Origin of the sequence: Microvirgula sp. AG722, assembly GCF_003269145.1 — a bacterium.
GTDB classification, from domain to species: Bacteria; Pseudomonadota; Gammaproteobacteria; order Burkholderiales; family Aquaspirillaceae; genus Microvirgula; species Microvirgula aerodenitrificans.
Window position 1 is genome coordinate 99,761 of record NZ_QLTJ01000003.1, and the last position, 16,503, is coordinate 116,263.

General features: G+C 63.0%; 14 protein-coding genes. 6 read left to right on the top strand and 8 right to left on the bottom strand.

Going from position 1 to position 16,503, the window contains the following annotated elements; translation table 11 throughout:
* Positions 1-3 precede the first annotated feature (3 nt).
* From DFO50_RS06465 to dtd, 6 genes are all read right to left on the bottom strand, one after another.
* Positions 4-1,623, bottom strand: a complete 1,620-nt coding sequence (locus DFO50_RS06465) for a glycosyltransferase family 39 protein (RefSeq protein WP_112692215.1) — start codon at positions 1,621-1,623, stop codon at positions 4-6.
* Positions 1,624-1,757: 134 nt separating this feature from the next.
* Entirely contained in the window at positions 1,758-2,105 is a 348-nt protein-coding gene (locus DFO50_RS06470; RefSeq protein ID WP_028498198.1) for a RidA family protein, read from the bottom strand.
* Complete coding sequence (locus DFO50_RS06475; protein WP_112692216.1) at positions 2,102-3,238, bottom strand: YhcG family protein; 1,137 nt, start codon at positions 3,236-3,238, stop codon at positions 2,102-2,104. Before DFO50_RS06475 ends, DFO50_RS06470 begins: the two co-directional genes overlap by 4 nt.
* Before the next feature lie 115 nt (positions 3,239-3,353).
* Positions 3,354-6,173 carry a DNA translocase FtsK gene (locus tag DFO50_RS06480; protein ID WP_112692217.1) on the bottom strand — a complete coding sequence of 940 codons (2,820 nt, stop codon included), beginning with the start codon at positions 6,171-6,173 and terminating at the stop codon, positions 3,354-3,356.
* A 161-nt stretch (positions 6,174-6,334) separates the two neighbouring features.
* Positions 6,335-7,702: an L-serine ammonia-lyase gene (locus DFO50_RS06485; RefSeq protein ID WP_107888541.1), complete on the bottom strand. Its 1,368-nt coding sequence runs from the start codon at positions 7,700-7,702 to the stop codon at positions 6,335-6,337.
* 91 nt (positions 7,703-7,793) lie between these two features.
* The gene (dtd, locus tag DFO50_RS06490) at positions 7,794-8,246 is read right to left on the bottom strand and encodes a D-aminoacyl-tRNA deacylase (protein ID WP_028498195.1); all 453 of its coding nucleotides are present in this window, start codon (positions 8,244-8,246) and stop codon (positions 7,794-7,796) included.
* A gap of 129 nt (positions 8,247-8,375) precedes the next feature.
* On the opposite strand from dtd, the gene yaaA reads away from it, so the two are divergent.
* The 3 genes from yaaA to DFO50_RS06505 all read left to right on the top strand — a co-directional run bounded on the left by yaaA (position 8,376) and on the right by DFO50_RS06505 (position 10,997).
* Entirely contained in the window at positions 8,376-9,158 is a 783-nt protein-coding gene (gene yaaA / locus DFO50_RS06495) for a peroxide stress protein YaaA (RefSeq protein WP_112692218.1), read from the top strand.
* Positions 9,159-9,369: 211 nt separating this feature from the next.
* Positions 9,370-10,119 (top strand): 3-oxoacyl-ACP reductase family protein, encoded by a 750-nt coding sequence (locus DFO50_RS06500; RefSeq protein WP_107888542.1) that lies wholly within the window; start codon positions 9,370-9,372, stop codon positions 10,117-10,119.
* Between the two features lie 62 nt (positions 10,120-10,181).
* Positions 10,182-10,997 carry a TlpA disulfide reductase family protein gene (locus tag DFO50_RS06505; RefSeq protein WP_107888543.1) on the top strand — a complete coding sequence of 272 codons (816 nt, stop codon included), beginning with the start codon at positions 10,182-10,184 and terminating at the stop codon, positions 10,995-10,997.
* A gap of 101 nt (positions 10,998-11,098) precedes the next feature.
* Here the strand turns inward: DFO50_RS06505 and DFO50_RS06510 are convergent, their stop codons facing one another.
* Positions 11,099-13,315 (bottom strand): OsmC domain/YcaO domain-containing protein, encoded by a 2,217-nt coding sequence (locus tag DFO50_RS06510; protein WP_112692219.1) that lies wholly within the window; start codon positions 13,313-13,315, stop codon positions 11,099-11,101.
* 533 nt (positions 13,316-13,848) lie between these two features.
* On the opposite strand from DFO50_RS06510, the gene DFO50_RS06515 reads away from it, so the two are divergent.
* Positions 13,849-14,421, top strand: a complete 573-nt coding sequence (locus tag DFO50_RS06515; protein WP_112692220.1) for a hypothetical protein — start codon at positions 13,849-13,851, stop codon at positions 14,419-14,421.
* Between the two features lie 130 nt (positions 14,422-14,551).
* Here DFO50_RS06515 and DFO50_RS06520 read toward each other — a convergent pair whose 3' ends face one another.
* The gene (locus DFO50_RS06520) at positions 14,552-15,499 is read right to left on the bottom strand and encodes a LysR substrate-binding domain-containing protein (RefSeq protein ID WP_233495201.1); all 948 of its coding nucleotides are present in this window, start codon (positions 15,497-15,499) and stop codon (positions 14,552-14,554) included.
* A 115-nt stretch (positions 15,500-15,614) separates the two neighbouring features.
* On the opposite strand from DFO50_RS06520, the gene DFO50_RS06525 reads away from it, so the two are divergent.
* Positions 15,615-16,193, top strand: coding sequence for a hypothetical protein (locus DFO50_RS06525; RefSeq protein ID WP_199489756.1), 579 nt, complete (start codon positions 15,615-15,617; stop codon positions 16,191-16,193).
* On the top strand, positions 16,168-16,494 hold the full coding sequence (locus DFO50_RS06530) for a hypothetical protein (RefSeq protein ID WP_112692287.1): 327 nt from the start codon (positions 16,168-16,170) through the stop codon (positions 16,492-16,494). The genes DFO50_RS06525 and DFO50_RS06530 overlap by 26 nt, the downstream gene beginning before the upstream one ends.
* Positions 16,495-16,503 lie beyond the last annotated feature (9 nt).

Below are 16,503 nucleotides of genomic sequence, written 5' to 3' on the forward strand. Positions count from 1 at the left end.
CGGTCAGCGCCGGATCAGGTAGTAGAACTCCTTGCGATCGCCCGGACGCTGGCCGGTCCAGACCCAGTTGGCCGGCCGGTCGCTGTCGCGATAGCGCATCACCAGGCTGTAGCGGCAGTCAGCATGCGCCCCGCTGTCCGGATGCAGGATCAGGCCGCCGTGATAGCGCGCCAGGGCGATAAACGACAGGCCGGCATCGGTCACCATGCAACTGTCGGTCGGCGCCGCCGGTCGCAGCTGCGAGATCAGCGGCGCGTAGCTTTTCTGGATGTCGATCCAGGGCAGCCACAGGCTGGCCGCCAGTGCCCAGATCAGGGTCACGCCGGCCGCCCAGTTGGTCGACGCCTTGCGCCCTTCGAGATTGCGGCGCGTCACGGCCCACAGCCACACCAGCGTCGCCGCGCAGGCGACCAGCAGCATCGGCAGGTTCAGTTCGGCCTTGTAGGTCGGCGCAAAGAACGCCGCCCGCTCGGCCAGCCGCGCCGGCCAGCCGAAGTTCAGGGCAACCCAGCCCAGCCAGATGAAGGCGGCGATCAGGCCGAAGGTCATCAGGCCGAACCAGTTGAAGCAGGCTGCCGCGCCGCGCTTCAGCGTGTCCAGCTCGGCGGCCGCCAGCACCGCCAGCGGCACCAGCCACGGCAGTGCCAGTTCCTGCGCCTGGACCGGAGACAGCGTCATCATGACGGCCAGCACGACGAAGAACAGCATCGGCAGCTGCAGCGCCGGCGACGACAGGGCCGCACGACGGCGCCACAGCGTCCACAGGCTCAGCGGCCACAGCGGCATCGCGAACCAGGGGAAAATCTGCAGGTAATAGCCGAAGTCATGCAGGAACGCAGTCCGCCCGAAGCCCTGGAACGTACCCAGCGCCCGGTGCCGCCACCAGTAGCTGGCCAGGGCCGGGTCGACCTCGGTCAGTGCCAGCGGCCAGGCCAACGCCAGCGGCAGACCCACGGTCAGCGCCACCGCCAGTGCCTTGACGTGTTCCGGCGTTCGCCACGCCTTGAAGGCAAACAGCAGCAGCGCGATGATCCAGGCCAGCCCCAGTTCCAGCATGCTCGCCGACAGCGCCAGCATGCCGGTGGCGATGCCGAACAGCAGCCCGGCCAGCCAGCCGTGCGAGCGCGACAGTGACAGCGACCACAGCACCAGGGCAAAGCCGCAGAAGGTGGCAATGTCGGGCGACGCCGCATGGCCGAAAGTCATCAGACCCAGTGAGCCCAGCAGCAGCATGGCCACCGAGCGGCCGTAGCGACGGCCGAGCAGGTCGCGGCCGGCCAGACCGACGAACCACAGCGCGAACACCATGAAGAACGGCGTCGCCAGCCGCATGCCGTCCGCCAGCGGCAGAATCGGCGATGTCAGCCAGGCAAAACCCGCCGCCACCCAGTAGTACAGCGGCGACGAGTCCAGATACGGTACGTTGACGATGGTCGGCACCAGCCAGTGCCCGTCCTCCAGCATCGACTGGACCACCCCTGCCACATAGCCTTCGTCCGGCTTCCACGGCGCATGGCCAAAGATGCCGGGCCAGAGCCAGACGAAGCAGAGCAGGAGCAGCATCCACGGCTTTTCATTCGTGGCCGGGGCGGTGTCCATGCGGGGCGGAGTGTAGGTCAGCATGCGTTATCGGCGGTCAGGGAAGTGGGTGGCCGGCGCGGAACCGGCCGGTAGCGGCCGCCATGATACCCGCCCCGCCCCGGCCACCGCCATGGGAATGGGTGTCAGATCGTATCCGACATCCTTCCGGTGGCGACTCAGCGGCTGGCGACAACCTTGATTTCGACCTTCCAGGCCGCATTGGCCAGTCGGGCTTCGATCGTGGCACGGGCCGGCGGGTTGGCGCTGTCGACCCAGGCGTCCCAGGCGACATTCATGCCGTCGTAGTCGGCAATATCGGCCAGGAAGATGGTCACGTCGACCAGCTTCGACTTGTCACTGCCGGCCTGGGCCAGCAGGGCATCAATGGCCGACAGCACGTCGGCGGTCTGACCGGTGATGTCCTTGCTGGTGTCATTCGGCACCTGCCCGGCGAGGAAAACGAGGTTGCCGGCAACGACGGCTTCGGACAAACGCTTGCCCGGTTCAATGCGCTGGATGCTCATGGGGTTTCTCCTGTTTTTCTGGTGGGAATCGTGCAATCACCGGCGAGAGACTCGTCACCGGGACGGTCCGCATTGTCTCCGATTCCGTGCGACGGCGCCTCTGTCTGTCGCATTTCGCCCGCCAGTTCCGCCTCGATCTCCTCGATGCTGGGCAGACTGCGGGCCAGCGTATCCGGCAAATCCTGCAGCAACTGGTACTCCGCCACGCCGATGGGTTTGTCGATGCCATTGACCGCATATTGCGCCACCAGCCGGTTCTGCTGACGGCACAGCAGCAGACCGATGGTGGGCTTGTCGTCCTCGGCCCTTACCTGGTCATCGATGACCGACAGATAGAAATTCAGCTTGCCGACGTGCTCGGGCCTGAACGCCCCGGCCTTGAGTTCGACCACGACATAGCATTTGAGGCGGGTGTGATAGAACAGCAGGTCGATAAAGAACTCGTCGCCGCCGACATCCAGCCTGAACTGGCGCCCGACAAAAGCGAAACCGGCCCCCAGCTCCAGCAGGAACCGGGTGATATGGCGAACCAGAGCATCTTCGATATCCCTCTCCTGGGCATCGTCGGCCAGTCCCAGAAAATCGAACAGGTATGGATCCTTGAGCGCTTCATGGACCAGGGCAGAGTCATGCGGGGGCAGGCGTAACGCAAAGTTGCTGACAGCAGAGCCCTGACGCTCATGCAGCCGATTCCGGATGTTCTGTTCCAGCGTCAGTCGCGACCAGCCTCCCGAGACAGCCTGCATCGCATACCACTCACGATTGGCGGGTTGCAGCTTGGTCAACAGGGTCACGATGTGGAACCAGGGCAATTGGTCAGCAGGCTGCTGACCAAACTGGACACCGGGACAATGCTCGGCGAAATAGCGCATGTACTTGATGTTGCTACCTGAAAAACCTTTCATGTCAGGAAAGGCATCCTTGAGGTCACGGGCAACGCGCTCTATCACCTTGGCTCCCCAGCCATGGCGTGTTTGCCGGTCAAGAATATCCCGACCAATCTGATGGTACAGCCGGATCAATCCGGCATTGACCGTCAGTGCAGCGCGACTGCGCGCCGCGCGGATACGGCTTTTCAGGGACGTCAGCCAATCAGCGTAATCGGGGGGAATGGGCGCCAGGACCATGTTCATCCGCTCCGGTAATGAACGATGCGTTCAGCCCTGTTCTTCGCCGGGCCATCGCCACTTATACCCAATCACCCCGGAAGCTTCCAATTCGGCACAACAGCCCTGCCCCCTGTCCCCGCTAGCCCCGGTCTGGCACCAGCACAGTCCGGTTGCCATTGCTCTCCATCGGGCTGACCATGCCGGCCTCTTCCATCTGCTCGATCAGGCGCGCGGCGCGGTTGTAGCCTATGCGCAACTGACGCTGGACTGACGAGATCGACGCCTTGCGCGTCTTCAGCACAATGGCGACCGCTTCATCGTACAGCGGGTCCTCTTCGCTGCCACGGCCGCCGCTTGCCGCTGCGGCGCCAGCGTCCTCCGCCTCGGCGCCGCCGGTGAGCAGATCGTCAATGTAATCCGGTTCGCCGAACTGCTTCAGGTACTCGACGACCGCATGCACTTCCTCGTCAGCGACAAACGCCCCGTGCACCCGCTGCGGATAGCCGGTGCCCGGTGGCAGGTACAGCATGTCCCCCTGCCCCAGCAGGCTTTCGGCCCCCATCTGGTCGAGAATGGTGCGGCTGTCGACCTTGCTCGACACCTGGAACGCGATGCGCGTCGGGATATTGGCCTTGATCAGGCCGGTAATCACATCGACCGAGGGGCGCTGGGTAGCGAGAATCAGATGGATGCCGGCCGCACGTGCCTTCTGTGCCAGCCGGGCGATCAGCTCTTCGATCTTTTTGCCGGCCACCATCATCAGGTCGGCAAACTCGTCCACCACCACCACGATGAACGGCAGTGGCGACAGGGGTTCCGGATCGTCCGGCGTGAGGGTGAACGGATTGACAATCCGGCGCCCGGCCGCCTCGGCCCGACGCAGCTTCTGGTTGAAGCCGTCCAGATTGCGCACCCCGAGCGCGCTCATCAGCCGATAGCGCTTTTCCATCTCGGCCACACACCAGTTCAGCGCATTGGCAGCCAGCTTCATGTCGGTCACCACCGGGGCCAGCAGATGGGGAATATCGTTGTAAACCGACAGTTCCAGCATCTTCGGGTCGATCATGATGAAGCGGACTTCTTCCGGCGTCGCCTTGTACAACAATGACAGAATCATCGCATTGACGCCGACCGACTTGCCGGAACCGGTAGTGCCGGCCACCAGCAAGTGCGGCGCCTTGCCGAGGTTCATTGTCACCGGCTGACCGGTAATGTCCTTGCCCAGCGCCAGCGTCAGGCGCGAGTCGGGACGCTGGAACACCCCGTCGGACAGGATCTCGGACAGGCGGATCATCTCGCGGCGCGGATTCGGCAACTCCAGCCCCATGCAGGTCTTGCCGGGAATGGTTTCGACCACGCGAATCGACGCCAGGCCAAGCGCACGCGACAGGTCCTTGACCAGATTGACCACCTGGTTGCCGCGCACGCCGACGTCCGGCTCGACCTCATAGCGGGTAATGACCGGGCCGGCATAGGCATCGACCACCCGCACCTTGACCTTGAATTCGGCCAGCTTCTCCTCGATGACAATGCCCCGCTCCATCATCGACTCTTCACTGACCGCCACCTCCGAATTGTCATCGGCCGGCATCAGCAGCGACAGCGGCGGCAGGGCGTAATCGCCATAGGCCGGCGGCCACGCCTCTGCCGGCGGAGCCTGCACCGTGCTGTACGCTGTGGCAGGCGCGGCAAAGGACGGTGACTCACTCACCGGTGCAGGACTGGACCGCCACGGCGGGGTCACCGGTGTCGGCGGCAATTCGTGAACCACCGGCGCAGGCCCGGCAACGGGCAGCGGCGGAGGGGGTACCCAGGCAAAGGCAGGAGCGGACGCGGGTTGCACTTCCGCTTCGTCGTCGACGATATTCCAGGCCAGCACATGGCCCGTGTCGGGAGTGGCGGGCGACAAGGCAGCCGGCCCGGTCACCGGCTCGCTGGCCGGAGCCGGTACCGGCGGCGGGCCGGACGGGGACAGTGACGACTCATGCGCGGCAGGCAGCGGGATCAGCCCTTCGGCGGCCGCTTCTTCCGGCGTCACCAGCGAACGGATTTCCGGCATCACCACCGGACTCGCCGGGGACGAGAACCGCACCGGCTCGATCATCGCCGGCTGCAGCCGCCGACGCCGCGCAGCAGCCAGGTCGGCTTCGCGCTGCAGGCGGTCCTTGTGCAGGACCTGCACCCGCGCCCGCACCACATTCGGCTCGATCAGTGTCACACTGCGCGCCGGAGCGGCAGCGCTGCGGTCATGCCGGCGCGCTGCCGGTACATAACCGCCGCGCAGATTGTTCCTGACATCGGCCAGTCCGATCACCGGAGGCGCATCACTGCTGTCATGGACTTGTGGTCGGGACGGGCGGGCGTCGGCCTTGCGTGCGATATAGCTGCTGCGAAGATTGTTCTGCACTTCGGCCAGACCGATCACCGGCCGCTCGGGAACGGGAGCCGGACGGGCTGCGGCGGGTACCTCGACACGCGCGGCAGGCGGCTTCGGCACAGGCATCGGCACCCGGACCTGGGGCCGCTCGATGTCGCGAGGAGGAACAACCGGTCGTTCCGGCGCCTTGCGGGCAGGTTCGGTCGCCGTCGGGGCATCCGGCTGCTGGCGCGGGCTCCAGTCGAGCTCATCCGGGCCGACGGTTGGCTCCGCCGGCTCGACCGGTTCATAAGGCGCGGGCGTGCGCCACTCGTCCAGCAGCGAACGCCCCAGGGCAATCAGTCTGGCCAGTGCCCGCACCGATGCCTGCCACAAGTGTCGCCACAGCGGCACGATCTGGTGCCAGGTGCGAAAGGCAGCGGCAACGGCAATCTCGCGGGCAGGCTGCAGGTCGCGCGCGGTGAGCTGTGCGCGTTCGAAGCCGCGCTCCAGCCATTCCGGCAATGCCCCGTTCCGCCAGCACCAGATACCGACGGCACTGACTACCACCAACAACACAATCAGCAAGAAAACGACCGACACGGTTCCCTATCCAGACAATTTCATTCAGACCGGCTTCGGACGCACCGCCGCCCGCCGGCAAACCGACATGATAACGGGGAATATCCGCTTGCAGACATTCCCCGCAGGAGACAATCACGCCCGCAATGCGCCAGACGGCGCCATCGCAGGCACCGGGACCACTAGCACTCGGTAATGTTCACGGTCACGGCCAGCCCGCCCAGTGAGGTTTCCTTGTACGTGGTTTTCATGTCGCGCCCGGTCGCCAGCATGGTCGCGATCACGGTATCCAGCGACACCTTGTGCTGGCCGTCTTCGAGCAGGGCCAGTTGCGCCAGCTTGATGGCTTTTTCCGCCGCAATGCCATTGCGTTCGATGCACGGAATCTGCACCAGCCCGCCGACCGGGTCACAGGTCAGCCCCAGGTGATGCTCCATGGCCATCTCGGCCGCATTCTCGACCTGCGCCACCGTGCCGCCCAGCACGGCGCAGTACGCACCGGCTGCCATCGAGCAGGCCACACCGACCTCGCCCTGACAGCCGACCTCGGCGCCGGAAATCGACGCCCCCAGCTTGTACAGCATGCCCAGCGCGCCGGCCGTGGCCAGGAACTCGATCACCTTGTCATCGCAGGCCGACGCGGCAAAATGGCGGAAATACTGCAGCACGGCCGGCACGATGCCGGCAGCGCCATTGGTCGGCGCCGTCACCACTCGTCCGCCGGCCGCGTTTTCCTCGTTGACCGCCATCGCATACAGCATCGGCCACAGCAGATTGTCCATGCGACCGGACAACTGCTGCGACACCATCTTGCGGAAGATGCCCGGCGCCCGGCGGCGCACATCCAGCCCGCCCGGCAGGGTGCCGTCATGCCGGCAGCCCGCCTCGATGCAGTCGCGCATTACATTGGCGATTTCCAGCAGCCCGACACGCACTTCGTCCGGATGCCGCCAGCAGGCCTCGTTGGCCAGCACGATCTGGGCAATGCTCTTCTGCTCGCGCCGGCAGTGCGCCAGCAGCTCGGCGCCGGTGGCGAACGGGAACGGCGGCGGCGACAGCGTCGCCAGCGGCGTGCCGAACTGCGCCTCGGTGACAATGAAACCGCCACCGATCGAATAATAATGTTCCTGCTGCAGCACTTCGCCGGCAGCGTCGAACGCCTGGAAGCGCATGCCGTTCGGATGCAGCGGCAGCGCCTTCAGCTTGTTCAGATGCACATCGCGCGCATAGTCGAACCCGATATCGTGCCGCCCGGCCAGCTTCAGCGCCGCCCCCTGCCGCAGCTCGGCGGTACGCGGCAGCAACCGCAACGGATCGACCGTCGGCGGCAATTGCCCCTCCAGCCCCAGCAGCATGGCCGGCACCGTGCCGTGGCCTTCGCCGGTCAGGGCCAGCGAACCATAAAAATCCACCTGTACGCGGCTGACGCGGTCGAGCAGGCCGGCGGCGTCAAGATCGGCGGCAAACGCGGCGGCAGCCTTCATCGGCCCCACCGTGTGCGAACTGGACGGGCCGATGCCGATCTTGAACATGTCGAATACGCTGATCATCGCGTGTTTCCTTGCTGCGTATGCATTGAGTAGCTTCCCGCGCCCGACCATGCCGGTCAGCCACGCGGGACAAATAACAAACCGCCCCCGGTTATTCCGGGTTGCGGGAATCGAGCAACATCGTCACCGGTCCGTCATTGACCAGTGACACCTTCATCTCGGCGCCAAAGACGCCGGTCGGCACCGGCTTGCCGAGTTCGACCGTCAGGCGCGCAACAAATTCGTTGAACAGCGGCAGCGACACCTCCGGCGGCGCCGCGCGGCTCCATGACGGGCGAGCGCCTTTGCGGCAGCTCGCAAACAGGGTGAACTGGCTGACCGCCAGCGCCTGTCCGTCGATATCGGCCAGCGAGCGGTTCATCTTGCCCGTGCCGTCCTCGAAAATCCGCAAACCGACCAGTTTTCGCACCAGCCAGTCAATATCTGTCGCATTGTCGTCACCTTCGATGCCGACCAGCAGCAGCAGCCCCGCGCCGATGGCGCCGACGACCCGTTCTTCCACTTCCACCCGGGCCTGTTCCACCCGTTGCAGCAATACGCGCATGACTCTCCCCGATTCAAGGTCGGAATATTAGCAAACACAAATATTTTTGGGTGAGGGATAGCGCACCGATTTGGCGCGCCGGGCCGATTTTCCTACAATCGCGCCTTCCCCTATCGCGAGGACCGCCCGATGCAGATGGTCATCTCTCCCGCCAAGTCACTGGATTTCACCACGCCTGCCGCCATCGCGACAGCCAGCATGCCGCCCCTGCTCGACCGTTCGTCGACACTGGTCAGACTGCTGAGCCGCAAGAGTCCGCAAGACCTGTCCGCGCTGATGGGCATCAGCGACACGCTGGCGCACCTGAACGTTGCCCGCTTCGCCCAGTGGCATCCCGACTATGCCGCGCCCGAGGCCAAACAGGCCGTGTTCGCCTTCAACGGGGACGTCTACGACGGGCTGGACGCCGCCTCGCTCGATCACCCGACCCTGGACTGGCTGCAGACACGGCTGAACATCCTGTCCGGCCTGTACGGCATCCTGCGCCCGCTCGACCTGATCCTGCCCTACCGGCTGGAGATGGGCACCCGGCTGGCCAATCCGGCAGGAGCCAACCTGTATGCGTACTGGGGCGATACGCTGACCTCGCTGCTGAACGAGCGGCTGGCGGCCGACGACAGCCCGGTAGTGGTCAACCTGGCCAGCGACGAGTATTTCAAATCGGTGAGGCCGAAGAAACTCTCGGCCCCGGTCTGGACGCCGGTATTCCAGGACAGCAAGGATGGCGGGCCGTACAAGATCGTCAGCTTCTGGGCCAAGCGCGCCCGCGGCCTGATGGTGCGCTGGATTGCCGAACACCGGATCACCCGGCCGGAGGCATTGCGCGATTTCGACAGCGATGGCTATCGCCATTGCGCTGCGGCCAGCGACGGCACTACGCTGGTGTTCCGCCGGGAGCATGCGTCGCGCTGACGGGAAGAGTCAGGCCGGAACCGCCTGACTCAGTCCGTGCAGGCACGGTCACTGACATCATCTGGCCGGGCTGCGGTCCGGGGAACCAGTCCCGGCAGATTAATCAAATCGGGAACATCGAGCAGACTGTCCCCCGGCATTTCGGGATGCCTTCCGGATTCCACACGAGGGCAGCCCGCTTTCACCCTCAACCCCAGTCAGGAGACAACACATGTCGGCAACCCACCCCCTTCAAGGCAAGGTCGCATTCGTTCAGGGCGGTTCACGCGGCATCGGCGCTGCCATCGCCAGACGTCTTGCACGCGAAGGCGCAGCGGTAGCCCTCACCTACATGGCTTCTGCTGAGCGGGCTGAAGCCGTCGTCGCCGACATCACGGCAGCGGGAGGCCAGTCCATTGCCATTCGTGCCGACAGTGCGGATGCCGCTGCCTTGCAGCAGGCCGTACGCCAGGCGGCAAGCCACTTTGGCCGGCTCGACATCCTGGTCAACAACGCCGGGGTGCTGGCCTGGGGAACGACCGAAGACCTCTCGCTGGAGGACTTTGACCGCACCCTGGCAATCAACGTGCGCAGCGTGTTCGTTGCCAGCCAGGAAGCGGCGCGTCATATGCAGGAGGGTGGCCGCATCATCAATATCGGCAGCACCAACGCCGACCGCATGCCGGTGGCGGGCGGTGCGGTTTACGCCATGAGCAAATCGGCGCTGGTGGGGCTGGTGAAAGGCATGGCGCGTGACCTCGGCCCGCGCGGCATCACCGTCAATAACGTGCAGCCCGGCCCCGTGGATACGGAAATGAACCCGGACGCAGGCGAGTCTGCCGAGCAGCTGAAAGCGCTGATGGCGCTGCACCGCTATGGCAAGGCGGAAGAGATTGCCGGCTTCGTCGCCTATCTGGCAGGCCCGGAGGCAGGGTATGTCACCGGCGCAAGCCTGAGCATCGATGGTGGCTTTGCCGCCTGAACGGCAGGAAGCCCGAAAAGCCCCCCGGGCCGCCCCGTGCGGGACGCAGTAACAGGAAAGCCATGCTGAGCTTCAATCTGGGCCCCCTGGCCATCCCCTTCTCTGTCGCGCTGTCGGGGTGCGCCTGGCTGATGGCCCTGGGTGCCGGTTATCTGGCGGGGCGCCGTCAGCGCATCAGCGTGGCCGGGCCCCTGAATGACATGCTGCTGTGGGGTCTGGTTGCCGCCCGCCTGGGCTTTGTCGCGATCTGGTTTGAACAGTACCGGCCACAGCCATGGGGCATGCTGGACATACGCGACGGGGGATTCAACCTGTGGGCCGGCATCGGCGGCGCCCTGGCCTGGGCGATGTGGCACGGCAGCCGTCAGCCGGCCCTGCGCCGGCCACTTGCCATTGCCCTGCTGGCCGGAACACTGACCTGGGGGGCGGGCAAGGCATGGCTGACCGGCAATGAAACACCGGCGCTATCGGCGCAAGCACTGGCTACCCTGTCCGGCCCGCAGACCACCCTGCCCGCACTGGCCGATGGCCGGCCAGTGGTCGTCAGCCTGTGGGCCAGCTGGTGCCCGCCTTGCCGCCGCGAGATGCCCTTGCTGCAGGCAGCCCAACAGCATGAAAACGACGTGCGCTTCATCTTCGTCAATCAGGGCGAAACTGCCGCCTCCGTGCAGCAATACCTGCAGACGGAGAAGCTGCAACTGGAAAATGTGCTGCTGGACCCCGCCGGCCAGCTGGGAAAAACGTACCGCTCGGTCGCACTGCCCACCACGCTGTTCTTCGATGCCCGGGGAAAGCTCGTGGCCACCCATCTGGGCGAGCTGTCGGCGGCCTCGCTCGCCAGCAAGCTGGAGCCGCTGCGCCGCAGACCATCGCCCTGACCCCCGGCAATGCCGGCGGCTGACGAGGCGGCGGATTCTGCACAGCGACCGCCCGCCCTGCACCGCCTGGCGGAGGCCGAAGCGCGCAGGGCGTCATCTGCTCATTCTGGTATTTGGCCGGACAAAGAAGCCATCCGCGCCCGCGCCATGTGCAGCTTTTTGTAGCTGTCGATCAGGCGCTGATGGCGGTCGAGTCCGTCCAGATTCATCCCCGTTGGCGTCAGGCCAAAGAAGCGCACGCTGCCGTCCACGGACCCCATCACCGCATCCATCCGCGGGTTGCCAAACATCCGGCGGAAATTGACCTCGTAATCGGCCAGTTCCAGGTCGTCGTCCAGCAGCACCTCCAGCACCACATGCAGGGCCTGATAGAACAGTCCGCGCTCGACCGTGTTGTCGTTGTACTGCAGGAAAGCGCCCACCAGATCGTGCGCCTCATCAAACTGCTTCAGCGCAAGATTAATCAGCAGCTTCAGCTCCAGAACCGTGAGCTGACCCCAGTTGGTATTCTCGTCAAACTCGACGCCGATCAAGGTAATGATGTCGGTGTATTCATCCACCTCGCTGTCTTCCAGCCGATTCAGCAAGGCTGCCAGCGCGGCATCGTCGAGACGGTGCAGGTTCAGGATATCGGCGCGGAAAGCCAGCGCCTTGTTGGTGTTATCCCAGACCAGGTCTTCCACCGGATAGATTTCCGAATACCCCGGCACCAGGATGCGGCAGGCGATCGCACCGAGCTGGTCATACACCGCCACGTACACTTCCTTGCCCATGCCTTCGAGAATGCCGAACAAGGTAGCGGCTTCGTCGGCATTGGCGTTTTCGCCCTGACCGGAGAAGTCCCACTCGACAAAATCGTACTCCGCTCTGGCGCTGAAAAAGCGCCACGACACCACGCCGCTGGAATCGATAAAGTGTTCAACGAAGTTGTTCGGCTCGGTAACGGCGTGACTTTCAAAGGTCGGCCGGGGCAAATCGTTCAGCCCTTCAAAACTGCGCCCCTGCAGCAGCTCGGTCAGACTGCGTTCCAGCGCCACTTCCATGCAGGGGTGCGCCCCGAAAGAGGCAAACACACCGCCGGTACGCGGGTTCATCAGGGTGACGCACATCACCGGATACTTGCCGCCCAGCGATGCATCCTTGACCAGCACCGGAAAGCCCTGGTTTTCCAGCTCGGCAATGCCGGCCAGAATGCCCGGATATTTTGCCAGCACGTCCTGCGGCACATCCGGCAGCACGATTTCGCCTTCGAGGATTTCGCGCTTGACCGCCCGCTCGAAGATCTCCGACAGACATTGCACCTGCGCTTCCACCAGCGTGTTGCCGGCGCTCATGCCGTTGCTCAGGAACAGGTTGTCGATCAGGTTGGTCGGGAAATACACCACTTCACCATCCGACTGGCGCACATAAGGCAGCGCGCAGATACCGCGTTCGGTATTGCCGGAGTTGGTGTCATACAGATGCGAGCCGCGCAGCTCGCCATCCGGGTTGTAAATCTCCAGACAGTATTCATCGAGCATCCCGGCCGGCAGCGCCCCCCTGTGGCCCGGCTTGAACCAGCGCTCGTTCGGGTAATGCACGAACGCCGCGTTGCCAATGTCCTCACCCCAGAACTGGTCGTTGTAGAAGTGATTGCAACTCATCCGCTCGATGAACTCGCCCAGCGCCGAGGCCAGGGCACTTTCCTTGGTCGCACCCTTGCCATTGGTAAAGCACATTGGCGAATGCGCATCGCGAATATGCAGCGACCACACGTTGGGAACCAGATTGCGCCATGAAGCGATTTCGATCTTCATGCCCAGGCCGGCCAGAATGCCGGACATGTTGGCGATGGTCTGCTCCAGCGGCAGGTCCTTGCCGATGATATAGGTGCTCGCATCCGCATCCGGGTTCAGCGTCAGCAAGGCCTGCGCATCGGCATCGAGATTCTCGACTTCCTCGATCACGAACTCGGGCCCGGTTTGCACAACTTTTTTCACCGTGCAGCGGTCAATGGAACGCAAAATGCCCTGCCGGTCCTTGGCGGAGATGTCCGCCGGCAGCTCGACCTGGATCTTGAAGATCTGCTGGTAGCGATTTTCCGGGTCGACAATGTTGTTCTGCGACAGGCGGATGTTCTCGGTCGGAATGTTGCGCGTGTCGCAGTACAACTTCACGAAGTAGGCCGCACACAGGGCCGATGAGGCCAGAAAGTAATCGAACGGCCCCGGCGCCGAACCATCGCCCTTGTAGCGCACAGGCTGGTCGGCAATGACCGTGAAGTCATCGAACCTGGCTTCAAGGCGAAGCTTGTCAAGAAAATTGACCTTGATTTCCATGTGGGAATTCCAAAATAGCGTGCAAAACGAGTTGGCCGCCATTATCCGGTTTTTCCAGCAGGAAAGCCGTGCTTCTCGGCTGTTCGGGGGGCTCCAGTGCTGGCGCTGACAGTGGCAGACGATGCGTCAAAGACCGGGTGCATCACAATGCCGCGCCTGCCTCGCTCTTCAACAGGGGGGCTCTTCAGGCGCTACATCACACTTGTGATGCTGCAGCAGGGACCTTCATCTGTCCGGCAGGCAACCTGCCGTTCGATGCATTTATACCTTAGCTGCAGGTGAGCGACTGCTGCTGAGCTGGCAAAGGCCGGATGCTCAGGGTCGGCTGCGACCGATGACCTGTTTCTATGATGGCTTTCTGGCTGCATATCGGCCGTAGCGGCTCTTCGCATGCCAGATGAAAAACGGCTGCTTTCATGTTGGAAGCAGCCGTAAATGCATCTAGTAAACGAGGGGCGATTCACGCTTAGCGTACCAATTATTCCATTTTCTGAGATGATCCCATCATTGATGTTGGCTCCTGGAATCAATCGATGAAACTGATCAACCGCTACCTGCCTGAGTACCAATTCGCTGAGGAGCACAGTCGATACATTCCGGCCCCACCTGCGCGAGTCCTCGATGCCATCGGTCACCCTGATGTCCTGGACGACCCGGTTGCTCGAATTCTGATTGCCTTGCGAGAGATACCCAATCGCTTAGCAGGTCGACTTGGCTTTGCATCCAACCTGCACCATCGCCCTTCGTTCGGAATAGCCAACTTCACCTTCTTGGGGCGAGATGACGACCGTGAATTGGCCTACGGCTTGGCCGGCCGCTTTTGGCAGTCCGACTATGGCCTCGTCACGGTAGCCGATGCTGCTGCCTTCTCCGCAGTAAATTCGTCGGGCATCGCTAAACTGGTTATGAATTTCACTGCGGAAGCCGAAGGTTCCGGCACGAGGCTGACGACCCGCACGCGCGTCTGGTGTGGCGATGATGCCACCCGGCGTAGCTTCAATCCTTACTGGCTGCTTATCAGGCCTGCGAGCGGCCTGATTCGTCGGCGTCTGCTCAAGCGGGTGCATAACGCGGCGCTGAAAGCTTTACCAACGATCCCTTCGTAAAGGCTCGATGTGGTCTGTCATCGTCTCAGTGGACAGTAAGATAAGGCTGCTTTCGGAGAGAAAGCAGCCAATGTCTTGGCAAAATGCGAACAGCCGCTAAGGCCGATGCCCCGCCCAAAGCCAGTGCTCACTATCCGGTTGTTGCGCCCCGTGCTTCGTCAAGAATCCACGTCGCAAATGCCCGTACTGGCCCTTCACTCAATTCGATCCGCTCAGGCAGAACGAGGCAGAAATTTTTGGCAATCGTCTTGCCCTCAGGCCAGGGCGTGACCAGACGACCTTGCTCTAGCTCGGCCCCAACGTAAAGCCGCGGTACCAATGCCACGCCCAGGCCGGCAAGTGCGGCCTCAATCAGCATGGAATGGAGGTCGTAACGTGCACCAATTGCCGAATTGGTCAGCGTTACACCTGTCTCTTGAGCATAAATCTGCCAGGCATGCGGGTTTTGCCGCCGGTGAAGGCGTGGCAGCGCGTCCAGCGGCGCATGGGCACCGGCATCTTCAAGAAGCTGTGGGCTGCAGACCGGTACAAGCACCTCTTCCAGCAGAGGATGCAGATGCATGCCCGCCCATGCCGGGTGTTCAAAATGAATGGCCGCATCGAAACCGCTACCTGCCAGCAGGAAGGGCTCCATCCGTTCTGCGATATGCACCGTAATATTTGGATGCTTGTTCTGAAAGCGTTTCAGCCGGGGGATAAGCCAGCGGGTGGCGAAAGTCGGAATGGCCGCGATCTCAATGCTCGCGCCCTCACTCGGCTGCCCCATCAGATACAGGCTGTCCCGTTCCAGGCGCTCCAGCGTCTCACGCACCTGTGCCGCATAGCGCGCGCCATTGGGGGCAAGCCGTACACGGTTTCCCACACGCTCGAACAGTACCGCCCCCAGAAATGCCTCCAGCCGGGCAATCTGGCGGCTGACCGCGCCCTCTGTTCGTGCCAGTTCTTCCGCCGCGCGGGCAAAGCTGCCATGCCGGGCCGCAGCCTCAAATGCCTGGAGCGCGGAACTGCTGGGAATTTTACGTCGCATTGAAGTCTCGCCGATCAAAATGGATTCAAAGTCAGCTTGATTAAATATCACTGAAGGCTGACTTTATTTCGTTATATAGGCCGAAAACATCAGACTACCATGATGTTACCGCAATGAGCATCACGTGTTCGCGGAAGAATGCTTAACCGTAACGAAGGAAAATCCGATGATCTATACCGTGGAATGCAGCTTCGCCGATCCTGCCAGCGAAGCCGAATGGAACGACTTCTACAGCCTTGAAAAACTGCCCGCGCTCATCTCGGTAACCGGCTTTCATTCCTCGCAACGTTTCAAATCGATCAGCGAAGGTTGTCCCGTCTACCTGGCCATCCACACGGTGGACGGCCTTGATGTCCTGACGGGAGAGGAATATCGCCGCAAAGGCGGCGGCAATTTCGCGCGGTGGCAGCAACAGATCACCGACTGGCATCGCAATCTCTACAGTGACATTGGTCTGGCGCCGGCAGTCCATGCCGACGAACTCCTCGTTCTGGGTGCAAAGGGCCCCGATTCGCTGATTGCGATGGGTCTCGAACCGCTGGGCATGCAGGCCGTTGCGCTGGAAAAGTATCCGGAACGGCGGTGGCTCGCCATCCTGCCCCGAAGCAAGCTCCACCTTGTCGAGACGCTCCCGGAGGGCGTAGACCTGTACGAGCCGATGACGGCGCAATTGACCCGCGCCGGTGCCCTTCCGGCCGGGGAAAACAGGCAGGCCAGCGATGCCAAACCTGACCTTCTACATTGACGCGGGCCAGATGCCGTCCGAAGAGTGCCTTGCCGGGCTTTCCCGCGACTGCATCAAGCTCTGTACCGGAATCCTTGAGGCGCAACTCAAAAATGTTCACGTCATTTATGTCAATGTACAACCCGGCCAGGGGCATCCCGTCTTTGCGGAAATCCGGTATCGCCTTGAGGCGTTTCGCACACCTGCGGTCATGAACCGGTTCATGACCGCTTTGGACAACACCATCGCTCATCACACGGGTCTTGCCGCGCGCATTCGGTGTTTTGGTTATGCCGCGTCGAACATTTACGCCCGAAACTAACCGCTCTGG